General features: G+C 40.2%; 17 protein-coding genes. 4 read left to right on the top strand and 13 right to left on the bottom strand.

The window, feature by feature from the left end:
- Positions 1-49: 49 nt before the first annotated feature.
- Positions 50-505 (bottom strand): DUF29 domain-containing protein, encoded by a 456-nt coding sequence (locus NJ959_RS03885; RefSeq protein ID WP_254010434.1) that lies wholly within the window; start codon positions 503-505, stop codon positions 50-52.
- 186 nt (positions 506-691) lie between these two features.
- Between NJ959_RS03885 and NJ959_RS03880 the strand changes: the two genes are divergently transcribed.
- Positions 692-1186, top strand: coding sequence for a TolB family protein (locus tag NJ959_RS03880; protein ID WP_254010433.1), 495 nt, complete (start codon positions 692-694; stop codon positions 1184-1186).
- Between the two features lie 145 nt (positions 1187-1331).
- On the opposite strand, the gene NJ959_RS03875 is transcribed toward NJ959_RS03880, so the two are convergent.
- The 4 genes from NJ959_RS03875 to NJ959_RS03860 form a co-directional block, all read right to left on the bottom strand.
- Positions 1332-2708 (bottom strand): cytochrome P450, encoded by a 1377-nt coding sequence (locus NJ959_RS03875; RefSeq protein ID WP_373693595.1) that lies wholly within the window; start codon positions 2706-2708, stop codon positions 1332-1334.
- A 262-nt stretch (positions 2709-2970) separates the two neighbouring features.
- Positions 2971-3537 carry a hypothetical protein gene (locus NJ959_RS03870; RefSeq protein WP_254010431.1) on the bottom strand — a complete coding sequence of 189 codons (567 nt, stop codon included), beginning with the start codon at positions 3535-3537 and terminating at the stop codon, positions 2971-2973.
- Positions 3527-5308 (bottom strand): P-loop NTPase fold protein, encoded by a 1782-nt coding sequence (locus NJ959_RS03865; protein WP_254010430.1) that lies wholly within the window; start codon positions 5306-5308, stop codon positions 3527-3529. The genes NJ959_RS03870 and NJ959_RS03865 overlap by 11 nt, the downstream gene beginning before the upstream one ends.
- 131 nt (positions 5309-5439) lie before the next feature.
- Positions 5440-6153, bottom strand: a complete 714-nt coding sequence (locus NJ959_RS03860; protein WP_254010429.1) for a transaldolase family protein — start codon at positions 6151-6153, stop codon at positions 5440-5442.
- A gap of 50 nt (positions 6154-6203) precedes the next feature.
- Between NJ959_RS03860 and NJ959_RS03855 the strand changes: the two genes are divergently transcribed.
- Both NJ959_RS03855 and NJ959_RS03850 read left to right on the top strand, forming a co-directional pair.
- A complete protein-coding gene (locus NJ959_RS03855; protein ID WP_254010428.1) occupies positions 6204-7520 on the top strand; it encodes a homoserine dehydrogenase in 1317 nt (438 codons plus the stop codon).
- Positions 7521-7668: 148 nt separating this feature from the next.
- On the top strand, positions 7669-8139 hold the full coding sequence (locus tag NJ959_RS03850) for a DUF29 domain-containing protein (RefSeq protein WP_254010427.1): 471 nt from the start codon (positions 7669-7671) through the stop codon (positions 8137-8139).
- Positions 8140-8249: 110 nt separating this feature from the next.
- Here NJ959_RS03850 and nuoK read toward each other — a convergent pair whose 3' ends face one another.
- From nuoK to NJ959_RS03810, 8 genes are all read right to left on the bottom strand, one after another.
- Entirely contained in the window at positions 8250-8561 is a 312-nt protein-coding gene (gene nuoK, locus NJ959_RS03845; protein ID WP_254010426.1) for an NADH-quinone oxidoreductase subunit NuoK, read from the bottom strand.
- Between the two features lie 253 nt (positions 8562-8814).
- Positions 8815-9441, bottom strand: coding sequence for an NADH-quinone oxidoreductase subunit J (locus tag NJ959_RS03840; RefSeq protein WP_254010425.1), 627 nt, complete (start codon positions 9439-9441; stop codon positions 8815-8817).
- A 36-nt stretch (positions 9442-9477) separates the two neighbouring features.
- Positions 9478-10071, bottom strand: a complete 594-nt coding sequence (ndhI, locus tag NJ959_RS03835; RefSeq protein ID WP_254010424.1) for an NAD(P)H-quinone oxidoreductase subunit I — start codon at positions 10069-10071, stop codon at positions 9478-9480.
- 142 nt (positions 10072-10213) lie between these two features.
- The gene (nuoH, locus tag NJ959_RS03830; RefSeq protein WP_254010423.1) at positions 10214-11332 is read right to left on the bottom strand and encodes an NADH-quinone oxidoreductase subunit NuoH; all 1119 of its coding nucleotides are present in this window, start codon (positions 11330-11332) and stop codon (positions 10214-10216) included.
- 343 nt (positions 11333-11675) lie between these two features.
- The gene (locus NJ959_RS03825; RefSeq protein ID WP_254010422.1) at positions 11676-12440 is read right to left on the bottom strand and encodes a tetratricopeptide repeat protein; all 765 of its coding nucleotides are present in this window, start codon (positions 12438-12440) and stop codon (positions 11676-11678) included.
- Positions 12441-12515: 75 nt separating this feature from the next.
- A complete protein-coding gene (locus NJ959_RS03820; protein WP_254010421.1) occupies positions 12516-12935 on the bottom strand; it encodes a hypothetical protein in 420 nt (139 codons plus the stop codon).
- Positions 12936-13072: 137 nt separating this feature from the next.
- On the bottom strand, positions 13073-13993 hold the full coding sequence (locus NJ959_RS03815; RefSeq protein WP_254010420.1) for an Rpn family recombination-promoting nuclease/putative transposase: 921 nt from the start codon (positions 13991-13993) through the stop codon (positions 13073-13075).
- Positions 13994-14140: 147 nt separating this feature from the next.
- Positions 14141-15061, bottom strand: a complete 921-nt coding sequence (locus NJ959_RS03810) for an Rpn family recombination-promoting nuclease/putative transposase (protein ID WP_254010419.1) — start codon at positions 15059-15061, stop codon at positions 14141-14143.
- Between the two features lie 345 nt (positions 15062-15406).
- Between NJ959_RS03810 and NJ959_RS03805 the strand changes: the two genes are divergently transcribed.
- On the top strand, positions 15407-16119 hold a 713-nt coding region (locus NJ959_RS03805; RefSeq protein ID WP_254010418.1), incomplete at its 3' end, for an Rpn family recombination-promoting nuclease/putative transposase.

Below are 16119 nucleotides of genomic sequence, written 5' to 3'. Positions count from 1 at the left end.
GCTTCTGGTAGTTTTAGGTTTAATTCCACCTACTTCCTTGTGATGATAATTATTCATCTATCTCAGTACTTGATTCGCCTGGATAGAAGCTATTTTCGATAATTTCTTCCCAGGTATAAGGACAATTTTGCGGAAATGTTTTGTATGGTAGATTAGTTTCGCTGACAGCCAAATCTCTACTGTTTTCATAAGCTTCTAGTAAAGTTTCTTGTAGGTAATTTTTCAGGCTAGGATTATCCCGTAGCAGTCTGATCGTATCCCGTCTCTGTACCCTAATTGTTGCTAACCAGCTACGACTGCGCCTCTCTGATTGATATTGCCACTTTAACAGATGCCCAATTAAAATACTCAGGCGATTTCTGAATTCCTGGCGTTGTTGTTTACCCAAGGATTCAATTTCCTCAATTAAATTTGCTAAGTCAAGTTTACTCCATTGCTGCTGGTGCAGTAATTTGGCTTGTGCTTGTGTCCAAGCATAGAAATCGGTTTGGTATAGACTGGTCATTTTACAATTGTTTGTTTATACCCTAAAAATAGTATAGTCCGTGGGAAACTTTCGCCACTTGGTACTAGTTTATATCAATTTATTAATTGTGGCAGCACCACCCCAGATAAAACGCTAGCAGGGGAACCTTTAAACTGCCGCATCGTCTTTTAGTTTGACCTGCAACAGTCGTTTCAATCAATCTATATGACTAAAAAACTATCCCCAATAACAATTGGCTTATTAGGGCTAACTTTCCTGCTAACTAACTGTGCCAATAAAGCCGAAATCGCTACAGACAGCACTCAACCTGTGTCCCCAACTTTACTCGCAACAGGGAGTGCGTCAACTTGGTCGCCGGATGGACAGAAGATTGCCTTTGTATCAGTGCGCGATCGCAATCATGAAATTTATATCATGAATCGGGATGGTACGGGACAAACTCGTTTAACCAATAATTCATATAATGAATATAAGCAGATTTGGTCGCAGGATGGCAAGCAGATTGCTTTTAACTCTCATAATAACGGCAATAACGATCTTTATGTAATCGCTGCCGATGGCACTCAAGAAACTCAACTCACTAATAGTCCAGAATCAGATTTAGATCCAACTTGGTCCGGTGATAGCAAATTCCTCGCTTTTACATCCTTTACTGATGTCAGCGAAGCCAAAATTTATCTGGTCAAAACTAGGGAGTAGGGAGTAGGGAGTAGGGAGTAGGAAGTGGGGAGTAGGGAGTGGGAAAATCCATGGTTTTATCCGCAAATGCTTCACCCTTCTAGGATTTATGCAAGAAGTCTAATATCTTGAACTTTTTTAGCCTTCAGCCTTCCCCACTCACCGATTATCGCTTACCTTTCACAACCATCCGCACATCAGTAGCAGGGGCAAAAGTTATCCCGCGACGAGCAGGTTGAATGGGACGCTTATTAGCTAAAGCAAGTGTATATTGCGATAAGATATTCACCAGTACCAGTTTCATTTCAAATAGGGCAAATGCCATACCGATACAGCGACGATTACCACCACCAAAAGGCAAAAATTCATAAGCTGAAAATTGACGTTCCAGAAAACGTTCAGGCTTAAAACTATTAGGCTCTGGGTATATATCTGGACGATGGTGAATTAAATAAATACAGGGAGACAGCATTGTGCCAGCAGGAAATTCATAATCCAGGATTCGCATCGGTACTTTCAAAGTTCGAGCAAAAGTAAACCAAGCCACAGGATAAATTCGTAAAGTTTCCGAACAGACAGCATTCAAATAGGGAAGCCGAGAAATTTCTGTAAAATCTCTTGTCTTAATTCCCTCTAATTCCTTCAGAAGTTTCTCTCTCACTTCTGGTGAATGGTGAATCCAGTATAATGCCCAGGCTAAAGTTGTCGCAGTAGTTTCATGCCCTGCAAATAGCAATGTCATTAACTCATCTCGTAACTCAACATCTGTCATACCCTGCCCTTCTTCATCCCGAGCAGACATTAGTAATGACATAATATCTTGACGCTCGACATTATTTTCACTGCGTCGCTCTCGAATTTCTCCATATAATAATTCATCAATTTGCTGGCGTTTACGCAAGAAACGACCCCACAGACTCCAGGGACCCCAATCCCGTTGTAATGCCTTAATAAATAGTACACTAGAAGTCAAAGGACTATTAAAAGAATCCAACATTTCCTTAAAAAGCACCCTGAGCTTCTCAAAACGCTCTCCCTCATCCACACCAAAAACAGCACGTAAGATAACCCGCAAAGAAATCTCTTGCATCACCGCACGAGCCGAGAAAGTTTTACCAATTTCCCAGTTACTAATTGTTTCTGTAGTAAGATTACAAATCAGATCCCCATAAGTCCGCATCCGTTCCCCATGAAAAGGAGGCATTAATAGCCGTCGCTGATGTAAATGGCGCTCGCCATCCATTAATAATAGTGAGGAATCTCCCACCAAAGGCTGTAAAATTGTATTTCCCGAACCAGACTCAAATAGCTTTGAATCAGCAGTAAAAAGTTCCTGAATTGCCTGTGGATTACTGACAACCACTTGGGCAGGAAAACCGCTAAACTTAGCCCTATAAATATCGCCATATTTTAAAACTCTTTCTTCCAGATACTTCCTGGGCTGGAAAATCCCCTGGATAGTTTGGATAAACCTGGGAGTATTTGGTCCATCAGGAAACTTACCACCAGTATTATTTTGAGATTCTTCAGCAATTACCACCATATTCAATACCCCGTCTTTCAAAAAATAAACTACTCAAACCTTGGCCCTCTTTGCGCTCTTTCCGTTAAAAATAAACTATTTTTTAACGATCTGATCTTTATCGATTAGATCTGTACTTTTACAGTATCCTTTTGAAGCTAACCCCTTGGCGCGATCTAAAGCACTTAACTGTTGTGATTTATGTAACTTGATTCCTGGCGAGGAAATACTATAATTTTGTGTAATGCGATCGCAGATAGCAAAATGAATTCCTTAGCAGCGATTAAGGAGAACGATGCTTTCCCGGAATAGATAAACCGTATAGGAATAAATGCAAAATTTCCAGTGGAGACATGGGGGGACTATGAATCATGAAATCATCGCTACCCGGATGGAAATGAAATCGCAGATTCCGTGCTTCATTATCATGATTTGGTAAATTAAGATCGAAGCGTATAAATCTAACTGAACTTTCTTCTGGAAATCGCATCTCGAAATTGAAGCCAATTATTTCTGCTGGTTTTTGGGTTTCATCTACCAAAATAGCAAAATCAAACCAACATTTATCAAACCTCTCAAAATGTGGAATATCTTTACTCCGCTTAAAATTTCGCTGCCCTCCTATAATCTCAAATATTTCTTTACCATATTCTGCTGCTCGATCTAACTTGAGTAGGTTATGAATTTCATGGATTTTATTGGTTAAAATTCCCTCATTGTGAGCGTTAGTTAAATATTTCAAAAATTCAGCTCGCAATACTTTTGCTTTTTGTACAGTTAGTGGTGTAGTTTCTCGCAAACGATGTTGAACTTTATCACAAATCTGCTCCCAGTCATTGTTATCGCTCAATCAAATCCTCCCGATTTAGTAAAACAAGCCACTCTCCGTATTCAGGATCAAGTGGTAATTTGTGAGCTTTTGCTAGTTCAATAACTTCTGAGTTAGATAAACCTAACCATTCTTGAAGTGCTAATAATCTTCCTTGACGTTCATCTATTGTAAGAAACTCTCTACCTTTGTCTAAAAGATACACCCTGGAACCCAGCCAACTTGCAAAATTAGGTGCGAATTTAGATAAAACTCCTATAGATTCTAACGATAAAACGAGAACTCCACCACGTTTCTTTGCTAGGCGACTTCTAGCATAATCAAATTCACGCCAGTTATCTTGATTCCAGGATTCAAAATCAGAAAGTAGGAGATAATCTTCTGTAGCCTGTTCAACAGAGATAATCAGAGCCGTCGCTCCATTTTCACCAGAAATAACTCCTAGATCGCATTCGGTAAAAATACAGATCATCTCTTTCAAATCTTCAATAACTTCACTTAAGTATGAATAGTCTACAACAATAGCTGACCAAACATTCCCATTAGGTTGAGAGCCAATTCGTTGTAAAAAATCATCAAGCGAAATAGATCTAGCATTCAGATTACTCCCTACTTTTGATTGCTGAATTAGTGCCTCAAGTGTGGGATGAACTACATAGCGTCTTACTGGATATGTATACTCTAAAATACGATTAGTAACTAGCAGTCGAATGTCTTCATCTGTTCTAGGAATAAATATACCTTGTGTTAAAAGATTTTCAATAATTTCTAGTTCTTTATCTGAAATACTAAGTAGTTTTGCTCTCCCCAATGAATCTATAGCAGCTTCAACATGTTTTTCTTGAAGTCTATCGCTATCTAATAGATATGCTTCCTCGATTGATGCTTGTGTCAAGTTGATTAGATCTCGCATTACTCCACCGGAATAGTGAATGATGCTGTGGATTGCGGATTCCTCTATGAAACCTTCAGCCGCACGAATCTTAAGAATGTTTTCAAAAAAAGTGAAAGCATCTGGATCGTTATTTACATCAAAACAGTATTGATAAATTAAATAATTTACGGATTGTTCGATAGTATCTCTATAGCTACTTAATGTAGCGATTAGGGGGGCAACTAATACAACACCAATACCTATTGATGAAATTGCTTGTAGATCGGAAGTAACTATCTGTGAAAAGATTTGAACATTATCAAGCCGATCTAACCCATCAAATAGAATAATAACTTGACTGTATTTTTGACATTCCGACTTAAGAGAGTTATTGAAATCATGAACTTCTTTCAACAATTGTTGCTGCAAGCGATAAGTATTCGATCCAACAGTAATAATATCCGGATTTAGGACAACTTCCTGACCAAGTATACCAACAAGATTTTGTTTAGATCTGTATACAAACTTTTTAATCAATTCCTGAGCATTCTTGACAGGCTTTTTGTCAATATTTTCCGTTAATTCAGCTATTACTCCTCGAGTAAGTGCAATCAGGGTTCCTGCTTCAATTCGAGAAATATTTGTGTATAAACTTACATCGACATAATGAGCGTAGGTATCTTCGATTTCATTAATACGATCGCGCATTACTAGCAGTTGAGTTGTCTTACCTGAACCAATCCCGCCTATGAGTAGATGAGTGGAAGATGGACGTAATGCCAAACGCTGCGATATAATCTCACTAGCCGCTCTTTTAGGTTCGCGTACATAGTAGCCACTTTCAATTGTAGCTCTGGGATCTCCGGAACCCTCGAAAGCAGCCATCTGTTGTCTGAAAAATTGGAGCCGATTGGACATTGGTATACCTACGGCGTATAAAATAAGGTTAGATCTAATATCAATATTAACTCAAGTTGCTAGTTATGGCTAATTGCTAATTGCTAATTGCTAATTGCTAATTGCTCAGGAAGCATTTAATTAAAATCAATCTATTCTCCTCCCATCTTCCTAGCAGCTTCCTGAAAATCACTAGCAGCTTGAGTAGTCGCCGCCACATCAAAAAAGCCAGCCGCGATCGCAGGTGATAATGTAAATGTATTCAACCCTTGACTGGCAAGGAATGCAATATCATCCACACTGCGAATACTAGCAACTAAAATTCGGGTAGCGCTGCCAATACCTGATATAATCTTTTGCATTGCCACCAAATCTTCACGTCCATTCCGCCCCAAATCGTTAATCCTGCCCAAATAGGGAGCTGTATATTGGGCATTTAAGGCGGCTGCGATCGCAACTTGGTGGGCGGCATAAACCCCAGTCAGGGTAACTCTAATCCCTTCTGCAATTAGCCCAGAGGCTGCCTGAGTGCCTATTTTAGTAATCGGTACTTTGACGACAATGCGATTGTCAATTTCTGCCAAAAGTCTGCCTGTTTTTACCAAAGAATCCACAGAAGTTCCCCAAGTCTGAAGTTGAACTTCTTTAGCACCTAAATTGAAACCTCCTTTAGCTAAATCCTGCAATTGTTCAATAGTACAATTGACATTATCGCGCTCTAACAAAAGCGGATTTGTCGTCACTCCATAAAATAAACCTGTTGGTAACCAGTTTTCCCACTCTCTTGCGTCGGCGGTATCGAGAAAGAGGCGGATTCCTTGAGTGTCGGCTTTTTGTGGCGCTGCGGGGTAATCGCTCTGAATCATGAGGGCACTTTGAGATAAATTGGAGATTGACTGGATTCAGGATGATAACTGTGACTTTTAAAATTGGTTTGCTAGGATTGGGAACAGTTGGTACGGGGACAGCACAGATTTTACTAGACTCTTCTGGGCGGAATCCTCTCCTCCATGAAATTGAGATTCATCGCGTTGGGGTGCGCTCCCTGGATAAACCCAGAAGCGTAGCACTGCCACCAGAAATAATTACCACAGACTTAGAGGCAATTGTCACTGACCCAGAAATTGATATTATCGTCGAATTACTGGGAGGATTGGAACCCGCGCGATCGCTAATTTTACAGGCAATCGCCCATGGTAAGCATATCGTCACCGCAAATAAGGCTGTTATTTCCCGATACGGGGCGGAAATTTTCACAGCGGCAGAGGAGGCGGGAGTTTATGTACTCCTCGAAGCCGCAGTGGGTGGTGGTATCCCCGTGATTCAAGCTTTGAAGCAGTCTTTAGGGGCGAATCGGATTCGCAGTATCACCGGGATTGTTAACGGCACAACTAACTATATCCTCACCCGAATGCAAACTGAGGGGGGTGACTTTGAAGATATTCTCGCCGATGCCCAGAAATTAGGTTACGCTGAGGCTGACCCCACTGCTGATGTGGATGGCTTGGATGCAGGGGATAAGATTGCCATTTTAGCTTCCTTAGCTTTTGCCGGAAGAATTAAATTAGAAGAAGTCCATTGTGAAGGAATTCGCCAAGTAAGTGCGGTGGATATTGCTTATGCCCAGAAATTGGGATTTACAATTAAATTGCTAGCAGTAGCCAAGCGAGAAGAAACTCTATTAGAAGCAGAATCGATAGATTCAGAAATGCTTCAAGTCAGAGTCCATCCTACCTTAGTTCCCCAAACTCATCCTCTTGCTAGTATTAATGGAGTTTACAATGCCATTTTAGTAGAAGGAGAACCCCTCGGACAAGTAATGTTTTTCGGTCCCGGTGCAGGTTCCGGAGCCACAGCCAGTGCAGTAGTATCAGATATTATGAATATTGCCGCCGTCTTGAAAACCGCTGGCGAATCTCATCGACTAAATCCCCTATTAAGCTGCATCCATCAACATTATTGCGCGATCGCGCCCATATCCGAACTCATTAGTCGTTTTTATGTCCGTTTTCTCACTAAAGACTTAGCTGGCGTGATTGGTTATTTAGGAACCTGTTTTGGCAAGCACAATGTCAGTTTAGAATCAATTGTCCAGATTGGATTACGGAATAATGTCGCAGAAATTGTCGTCGTGACTCACAATGTTCGCGAAGGGAATTTTCGAGAAGCATTGGCAGAAATTCGCCAGTTAGAAGCTATCGATAGTATTCCTAGTATCTTGCGAGTTTTGTAGAAAGTTTTGGGCAGATAAAGCCTTTTTCAGTTTAGTGAAGTACAGACAAACTACAAAGAAACCGGGTTTCTGAGGTGTACTTTATCCAACAGAAAACCGCTATATTTGATCTGCCATTAACAGTTTATCTCGTCTATTGTAGAGTACTATGACCACCACTCAAAAAATTGCATATCGGTTATATGACACAGATTTTGTGGCATGGACAAAGCAAACTGTACAACAGATTCGTACCAAACAGTTTGAACAGGTGGATTGGGAAGCTGTAATTGAGGAGATTGAAAGCTTGGGAAAATCCGATCGAAGGGAGTTGAAGAGTCGCTTAGAAGTGTTGTTACAGCATTTACTCAAGTGGCAATATCAGCCTAATTTGCGAAGTGCTTCTTGGCGAAATACGATTGATGAGCAACGGAATCGGATTGCTGATTTACTCGAAGAAAGTCCTAGTCTAAAATCTTATCCAGAAGAAGTTTTAGCGGAGTGTTATCGTCGGGGGCGAAAAGCTGCTAGTAATGAAACAGAATTGCCATTGGATATATTTCCGGTGGAGTCTCCTTATACCTGTCCCCAACTTTTTGATCCTGAGTTTTTGCCGGGAATTGTGGATTTCTATGGGTAAATAAAAACTCAAAGTCCCCCTTTTTTCTAGCGCAGCGGCGCGTCAGCGCGGGGATTTAGGGGGATCTTAATTTCTGAACAAATAGCCTCTAAGTAGCAGTAGCAATCAATTTACCACTTGAGTAAATTAAACTGTTCCATATCCACCGTATCGCGGTTGCGGTAAATTGCCAGGATAATTGCTAAACCAACAGTAGCTTCTGCTGCTGCTACTGCAATCACAAATACCGTAAAAACCTGACCTTTAATATCGTGAGGATCGACAAAATTTGAAAACCCCATCAAGTTAAGATTTACCGCATTCAGCAATAACTCAATTGACATTAACACTCGCACAGCATTCCGGCTGGTAATTAACCCATAAATGCCAATGCAGAATAAAGCAGCGGCTAGTAGTAAAAAGTACTGAAGTTGTAGTTCCATTTTGTTGTTGGTTGTTAGTTGTTAGTTGTTGGTTGTTGGTTGTTAGTTGTTGGTTGTTAGTTGTTGGTTGTTGGTTGTTGGTTGTTAGTTGTTGGTTGTTAGTTGTTGGTTGTTAGTTGTTGGTTGTTGGTTGTTGGAATGGAAAATTAGTCATTTTTAGACTTTTAACTTATGTTATTAGTTGTTATTTTTTCCATAACAAACAACAAATAACCAACAACAAACAACAAATAACCAACAACAAACAACACTTCTAACGGTTTACTGTTGTGGAATCACCACCTATCGAAGCCAGCTCTCGTGGGCGCTCTGGCAAAGTTAAGCTGGTTTCAATTTCTCTGTTCTTAGATACTAACAAATCTGGTAGAAAATCCCGACGAGCAAGGATAATTGCGCCTATCATTGCCATTAATAACAACACGGATGCGAGTTCAAATGGCAGCAAAAAGTCAGTAAAGAAATGCTTGCCAAGCTCTACAACAGAACTGGCAGGAATAAGGGATGGATCTGTTTGAACTGGCCAGCTTGTGGCGAGAATCATTGTCCCTAGGAGAGCAAACAAACCAGCACAGACTAGAGCTGTTGAAGCTGTTCGTATCCAACGATTTTTAATGGGAGCAAAATCTTCTCGCTTGTTTACCAACATGATGGCAAACAAAATCAAAACATTGACTGCACCCACATAAACTAAAATCTGTGCTGCGGCGATAAAGTCAGCATTCAGCAACAGGTAAAAACCTGACATACTGACTAAAACACCACCTAATAAAAAAGCTGAATAAACTATATTGTTCAGCAAAACTACACCTAATGCTGACCCAATCATCATGACAGCAAGGATAGCAAATGAAACAAACTGAACACCTTGGGCTAGATTCACTATTCTTTAATCTCCTTTCAACAATTAACTATCCACTTATTCTTCAGTCTTAGATGCCATCTGCTTAACAATTTCCTCTGGGCGCATACCTGCCCGTTGGGAACCTGCTGGCAAATCATGGGGTTCACTAACGCCTTTGGGCAAATAAGCAAATTCCCGTAAAGCTGTCACCATTGGGTCATCTGTCACCTTATAGGGTAACCGTCCTAATGCTACGCTATCGTAATTTAGCTCGTGACGATCGTAGGTGGATAGTTCGTATTCTTCAGTTGCCGATAAACAGTTGGTTGGGCAATATTCTATACAGTTGGCGCAGAAGATACAAACCCCGAAATCAATACTATAGTGTTTGAGTTTTTTCTTCTTGCTAACTTTATCAAAATCGTAGTCTACGACTGGCAAGTTAATCGGACAAACCCGCACGCAAACTTCACAAGAAATACACTTGTCAAACTCAAAGTGAATTCGACCCCGATATCGTTCGGAAGGGATTAGTTTTTCATAAGGATACTGTACAGTAACGGGGCGACGCTGCATGTGGTCGAAAGTAACAGATAAACCTTGACCGATGTAGCGGGCTGCTTGAACAGCGTCTTTGGCATAATCGCCAATTTGTTTGAGAAATTGCATATTGTAGGTGTCTCTCTCGTGTCGTTAGTTGTTTGTTTGTGGTTATTTGTTTGTGGTTGTTTGTAGTTGTTTATTTTGAGTTTTTCTGTCTTTCCCCTAACTAACAACGAATAACAAACAACAAACAACCAATAACCAATGACTAACCACCAAAAGCAAAAGGAAATGCTAATTTGAGGCCAGCAGTCAGGAGTAAATTAACTAATCCGATGGGTAGAAGAAACTTCCAGCCCAAATTTAGCAATTGGTCGATGCGGACGCGGGGAACTGTCCAACGTAGTAGAATGGCTATGAAGACGAGGAAGTAGGCTTTTAGCAACGTCATGGTAATCCCTAATGATGCTGTAATCACCTGTAACCAAGCACTATTTTCACTGACACCTAACCAGCCGGCTAATTGGTCCAGGGGAATGAAGAATTCCCAGCCACCGAGATAGAGAACAGCAACTAATAAGGCAGACAAAACTAAGTTAACGTAGGAACCAACATAAAACAAACCGAATTTCATCCCGGCGTATTCTGTCTGATATCCTGCAACTAATTCTTCTTCTGCTTCTGGTAAGTCAAAGGGTAGTCTTTCGCATTCGGCTAGTACAGCAATCCAAAAGATCATAAATCCAATGGGTTGTCGCCAAATATTCCATCCCAGAATACCGTAACCGGATTGCTGTTCGACGATATCGATAGTACTAAGACTATTGGACATCATCACCACAGCCAATACTGCTAAGGCGAGGGGAATTTCGTAACTAATAGATTGGGCGGCTGCTCGCAATCCTCCCAGTAGGGAATACTTATTATTGGAGGCATAGCCCGACATCAACAAGCCAATGGGCTGAATACTGGAGAGGGCAATCCACAAAAATATCCCTGTTCCCACATCCGAGATCACGAGTTTCTGTCCGAAGGGTACGATGAGGTAGGACAGAAATACTGGGATAACAACGAGAATCGGTCCGAGGGTGAACAGCAATGAGTCTGCCTTGGCTGGGATAATATCTTCTTTGAACACCAGCTTTAGTCCATCGGCTACTGGCTGGAGAACACCCAGAGGACCGGCATATTCTGGTCCAATCCGCTGTTGGGCGGCGGCGGAAATCTTTCTTTCCAGCCAGACGCAGACTAGTACGCCCACTGTAGCTCCGATAATCATGAGGAACATCGGTAAGGGCATCCAGATGGCTTTGGCTACTCCGGCGGGAATGCCAAAATCCCTAAGCGATTGAATAAAAATTCCTTGGAGGTCAATTCCTGCGTTCATTTTGGGGGTTACACGTAATTACATTAGGCAAGTCGGTACAGATACTCAGTACGTTTGTGAAGATTTTTGTCAACCTCCTAGCTAGTATATCGTTGGATGGCAGTACGCCCAGCAATAGACCTGAGAATTTCTACTTACAGCAGATTGCAGGTTTATGAAGTACACCGCAGAAACCCGGTTTCTTCAAGAAACCGGGTTTCTATGTATCTCAATCAGAAATCCAATGTATCTGGGTGGTTAGGAGATCTTGAATAGATATCATTGAAGATATCTATTCAATCCATAAGAAATTTCTAATGGGTAATGGGGTATTACCTCTTACCCCTAACCTCTTACCTCTTGCCTACCCTAATTTGCCTTGTTGTTGAAGGATCTGCCTAATTCTAGATTGGGCTACTTTATCGTTAGGATTACGCCGAATTGCTTCCCTCCAGACGGTAAGGGCTTCTTCTGGTTTGTTTTGTTGACGCAGGGCATCGCCTAAGTACCAGTGAGCATCGGATTTTTTTATGTTGAGGCGGATGGCTTCTCGATATTCTATTTCTGCTTCTTCTAGGTTCCCTTGTGCCATTAGGATGTTCCCTAGGTTAAAATGAGGGATGGCATTTTCTGGATTTTCTGTCGTCATTTGTCGATATTGTGCGTTAGCAAATTCTAAGGCGTTATGCTGAGACAGGATTAATCCGACTTGAAAGGGTATTTCTGTATTTTTAGGATTGGTTTTAATTAATTCTCTCAACTCTTCTATTCCTTCTTCTAAGTTTCCTTGCTGGATTAATGCTTCTGCTAGTTTTAAATAGCCATCGATATTTTTAGGTGATTTTTTAATTAGTTCCCGCAATATGGCAATCGCCTCATCTAATTTATTTTGCGCTATTAAGGTATTCCCTAGGAGCAAGGGAACCATATCGTTACTCCGCTGTCGCGCCATGACTTGACGCAGTGCTATTTCGGCGGCTGGATAGTCTTTTTGCTGATAGAGGGTGACGGCTTTTTGGAAAATCTTGGATATTGCGATCGCACTCCCTAAGAAAAATACTACAATACCTATACCTATAATAACTACACTAGCCGCAATTAACTTAATTTCTTGTGTTGTTTCAATCATTCATAAAACCCCAGCACTTGTCTCACACTCAAGTAAAACCTAAATATTAGCTCGTAGTAGGCGATTTATCGCCCCCTACACCCAAACCCCAATCGTGACATGAAAATCATATTCCGGTTTCACCTCCAATCCTAATTCTTGTCGGATAGACATCAGGCAAGGAGCATAGACATTAAGCCACCAATACCTGCCATTCGTCTTAATTTCGTTAGAATAATAAAAATTAATTACTCGACTTGGGTAGGCACTCCATCTCAAAATATTCTCCACAACTTCCCCTCTAACAACAGTTATGTGAGAGCCGAGCCTGGGGTGTTGCAGGCGAAGTCCCAATTGCCTTTGAACAAACCAAGAGTAGTATAGCCCCAGATCGCGATCGCATTCCAGAATTAACCACCCTATATTATTGGATTCTCCTTCCAGGGGATAATATTTCAGTATGCCTTTGGCTAGAAGCATGAGCTTAGATGTAATCTGTAAGCTATAACTAATCATAGCGCATTGGTCAGTTTGATGAGGGTATTTGTCAGAAAATCACAATTACCCTTAAAAAGAATAGCTTTATAAGGGTAATTGTTAACAATCAATTTGACAAAAGCCAAGATATGCGATCTTAAAAGACAGGTATATCGTTATTGCCCCTCCAGCCAATTTTCCAAATCCGGTAAACTCTGAAAATCAAAAATCTCCTCTGTTAAACTTTCTAAATCTGACAAAGCTAGTCCTTCAACTTGGCTAATTATTGCCGCTGGAATTTCTCCAAAACGCTTTTTCAGTAAACGCATTACTAGAGCGATTGTTTGTTGCAGTCGTCCTTCGGCTTTTCCTTCAGCTTTTCCTTCTTCTCTTGCATAAGTTAGCCGTCCTTTTTCATCTTGTAAAACCATACTCCGACGATCTACTACTTCCAACTCTTCTCCGGTCATTTTCGCTTGGTTAGCAATATTTAACGCGAGTTTTATCTCACTAATTTCTCCTAATATCTCTGGTATTTCATCCAATGTGGCAGCTTGTTTAATAAAATAAATCCATTTATCGCTTAAACTGTTTAACTCGGAGAGAATTTTCTGGAATTTTGGCAATTCTATAAACATTAGCTGCAATTCGCTATCGGGATATGGAAATTTTTCTGTGGTTTCCTGAAACAGAAATTTGCTAATTACATTGGGAGTTTGGTTAAATAAAATAAAATCGGTGATGGTGACGGCAATTACTGGGGTGAGACTCAAATAATCTTCGCCAATTCCGAGTTGATTGGTATAAGCTTTACTCAGGTTATAAATTACCCGTTTGCTAAAAGCACTCACCCGGGCTATTTGCATTTCTATCACGACAATGGAGCCATCAGCTAAAACGGCTTTTACATCTAAGTAGGTGTCTTTTAAGGTAATAACCTGTCCCGGGTTATAGGGGTTAACAATGGTTAAGGATTGAATGATTTTTTCTTCCCCATATACGATGGCATTCAGAAAGCTGATTAATATTTCTTTACTCTGTTCAGAACCAAATATTTTTTTAAAGGCATAATCCACCTTGGGGCTGATGAATCTCATGGGTTTCTCCCTGTTTAGCCTAAAGGAATTTCATTATTTTTAATTTTATCATAAAAAACAATAGATACCTCCTATGAAGATAAAGATCAGAGGAGTGAGGAGGAGCGCTCGCCCACTCTTACCTTGACTTCTTACTTCGCTAATATCTTATCGCCCCTTCAGCCAATTTTCCAAATCCGGTAAACTCTGAAAATCAAAAATCTCCTCTGTTAAACTTTCTAAATCTGACAAAGCTAGTCCTTCAACTTGGCTAATTATTGCCGCTGGAATTTCTCCAAAACGCTTTTTCAGTAAACGCATTACTAGAGCGATTGTTTGTTGCAGTCGTCCTTCGGCTTTTCCTTCAGCTTTTCCTTCTTCTCTTGCATAAGTTAGCCGTCCTTTTTCATCTTGTAAAACCATACTCCGACGATCTACTACTTCCAACTCTTCTCCGGTCATTTTCGCTTGGTTAGCAATATTTAACGCGAGTTTTATCTCACTAATTTCTCCTAATATCTCTGGTATTTCATCCAATGTGGCAGCTTGTTTAATAAAATAAATCCATTTATCGCTTAAACTGTTTAACTCGGAGAGAATTTTCTGGAATTTTGGCAATTCTATAAACATTAGCTGCAATTCGCTATCGGGATATGGAAATTTTTCTGTGGTTTCCTGAAACAGAAATTTGCTAATTACATTGGGAGTTTGGTTAAATAAAATAAAATCGGTGATGGTGACGGCAATTACTGGGGTGAGACTCAAATAATCTTCGCCAATTCCGAGTTGATTGGTATAAGCTTTACTCAGGTTATAAATTACCCGTTTGCTAAAAGCACTCACCCGGGCTATTTGCATTTCTATCACGACAATGGAGCCATCAGCTAAAACGGCTTTTACATCTAAGTAGGTGTCTTTTAAGGTAATAACCTGTCCCGGGTTATAGGGGTTAACAATGGTTAAGGATTGAATGATTTTTTCTTCCCCATATACGATGGCATTCAGAAAGCTGATTAATATTTCTTTACTCTGTTCAGAACCAAATATTTTTTTAAAGGCATAATCCACCTTGGGGCTGATGAATCTCATGGGTTTCTCCCGGTTTAGCCTGAAAGTATTTATTTCATTTTATCATAAATACGAGACATTATGTACTCATATACTGTTTAGTCTGGCTCTCTAGGAGTACTGGCGATCAGTTATTATAATATAGTCCGATGAAACCCTTTAGCTTCGATCTTAACTCGGAGCGATAGCGAAAAGTCAAGGCTGATTCCATCTCAATTTGGTCACAGTCCAGTTTTCGCACCTGTCGCTGATTCCATCTCAATTTGGTCACAGTCCAGTTTTCGCACCTGTCATGGAAGTTGTCATTTATTAAAATAGCGGACTATACTAGTATAGTATTGATAAATTTTATCTGCGATCGCCATTATGATGTTTATTAACCCTAAAACCGATTACGCCTTTAAAAAAATATTTGGTTCATCTCAAAGCCAAGATATCCTCATCAGCTTTCTCAATGCCCTAGTCTATGATGGTCATGATACCATTAAAGAATTAGAAATTATCAATCCCAACCTACCCCCAGCATTGGCAGGCTTAAAAGATAGCTATTTGGATGTCAAAGCCAAACTGATAGATGGCACAACAGTCATTATTGAGATGCAGGTATTAAACGTAGAATCTTTTGGCAAACGGGTTTTGTACAATGCCGCTAAAACTTACGCCTTTCAATTAGAATCAGGACAAGGCTACCGAATGCTCAAGCCTGTAATTGCCCTAACTATTACAGATTTTAAGATATTTGCTAAAAGGGAGGAACTAATTTCTCGTTTCATTTATAAAGAAGAGACCAGCAATTTTGAATATACTGACAATAATATTCGCTTAATCTTCGTTGAACTACCCAAGTTTACTAAAGAACTAGATCGACTAGAAACTCTAGCCGATAAATGGCTTTATTTTCTCAAATATGCGAGAAGTATGACTTATATTCCGGAGAAAATGGATATGATTCCCGAAATTCATCAAGCATTTGAAATTGCTAATCAAGCTAACTTAACTCGTGAAGAAATGGAAGAAGTTGAACGGAGAGAAATGTTTATATACGATCAACAAGGATCTATTTCTTTAAGTAAAGCTGA

It is taken from the genome of Limnofasciculus baicalensis BBK-W-15 (assembly GCF_024178385.1).
GTDB lineage: Bacteria > Cyanobacteriota > Cyanobacteriia > Cyanobacteriales > Coleofasciculaceae > Limnofasciculus > Limnofasciculus baicalensis.
This window is presented reverse-complemented; position numbering and strand designations above follow the sequence as displayed.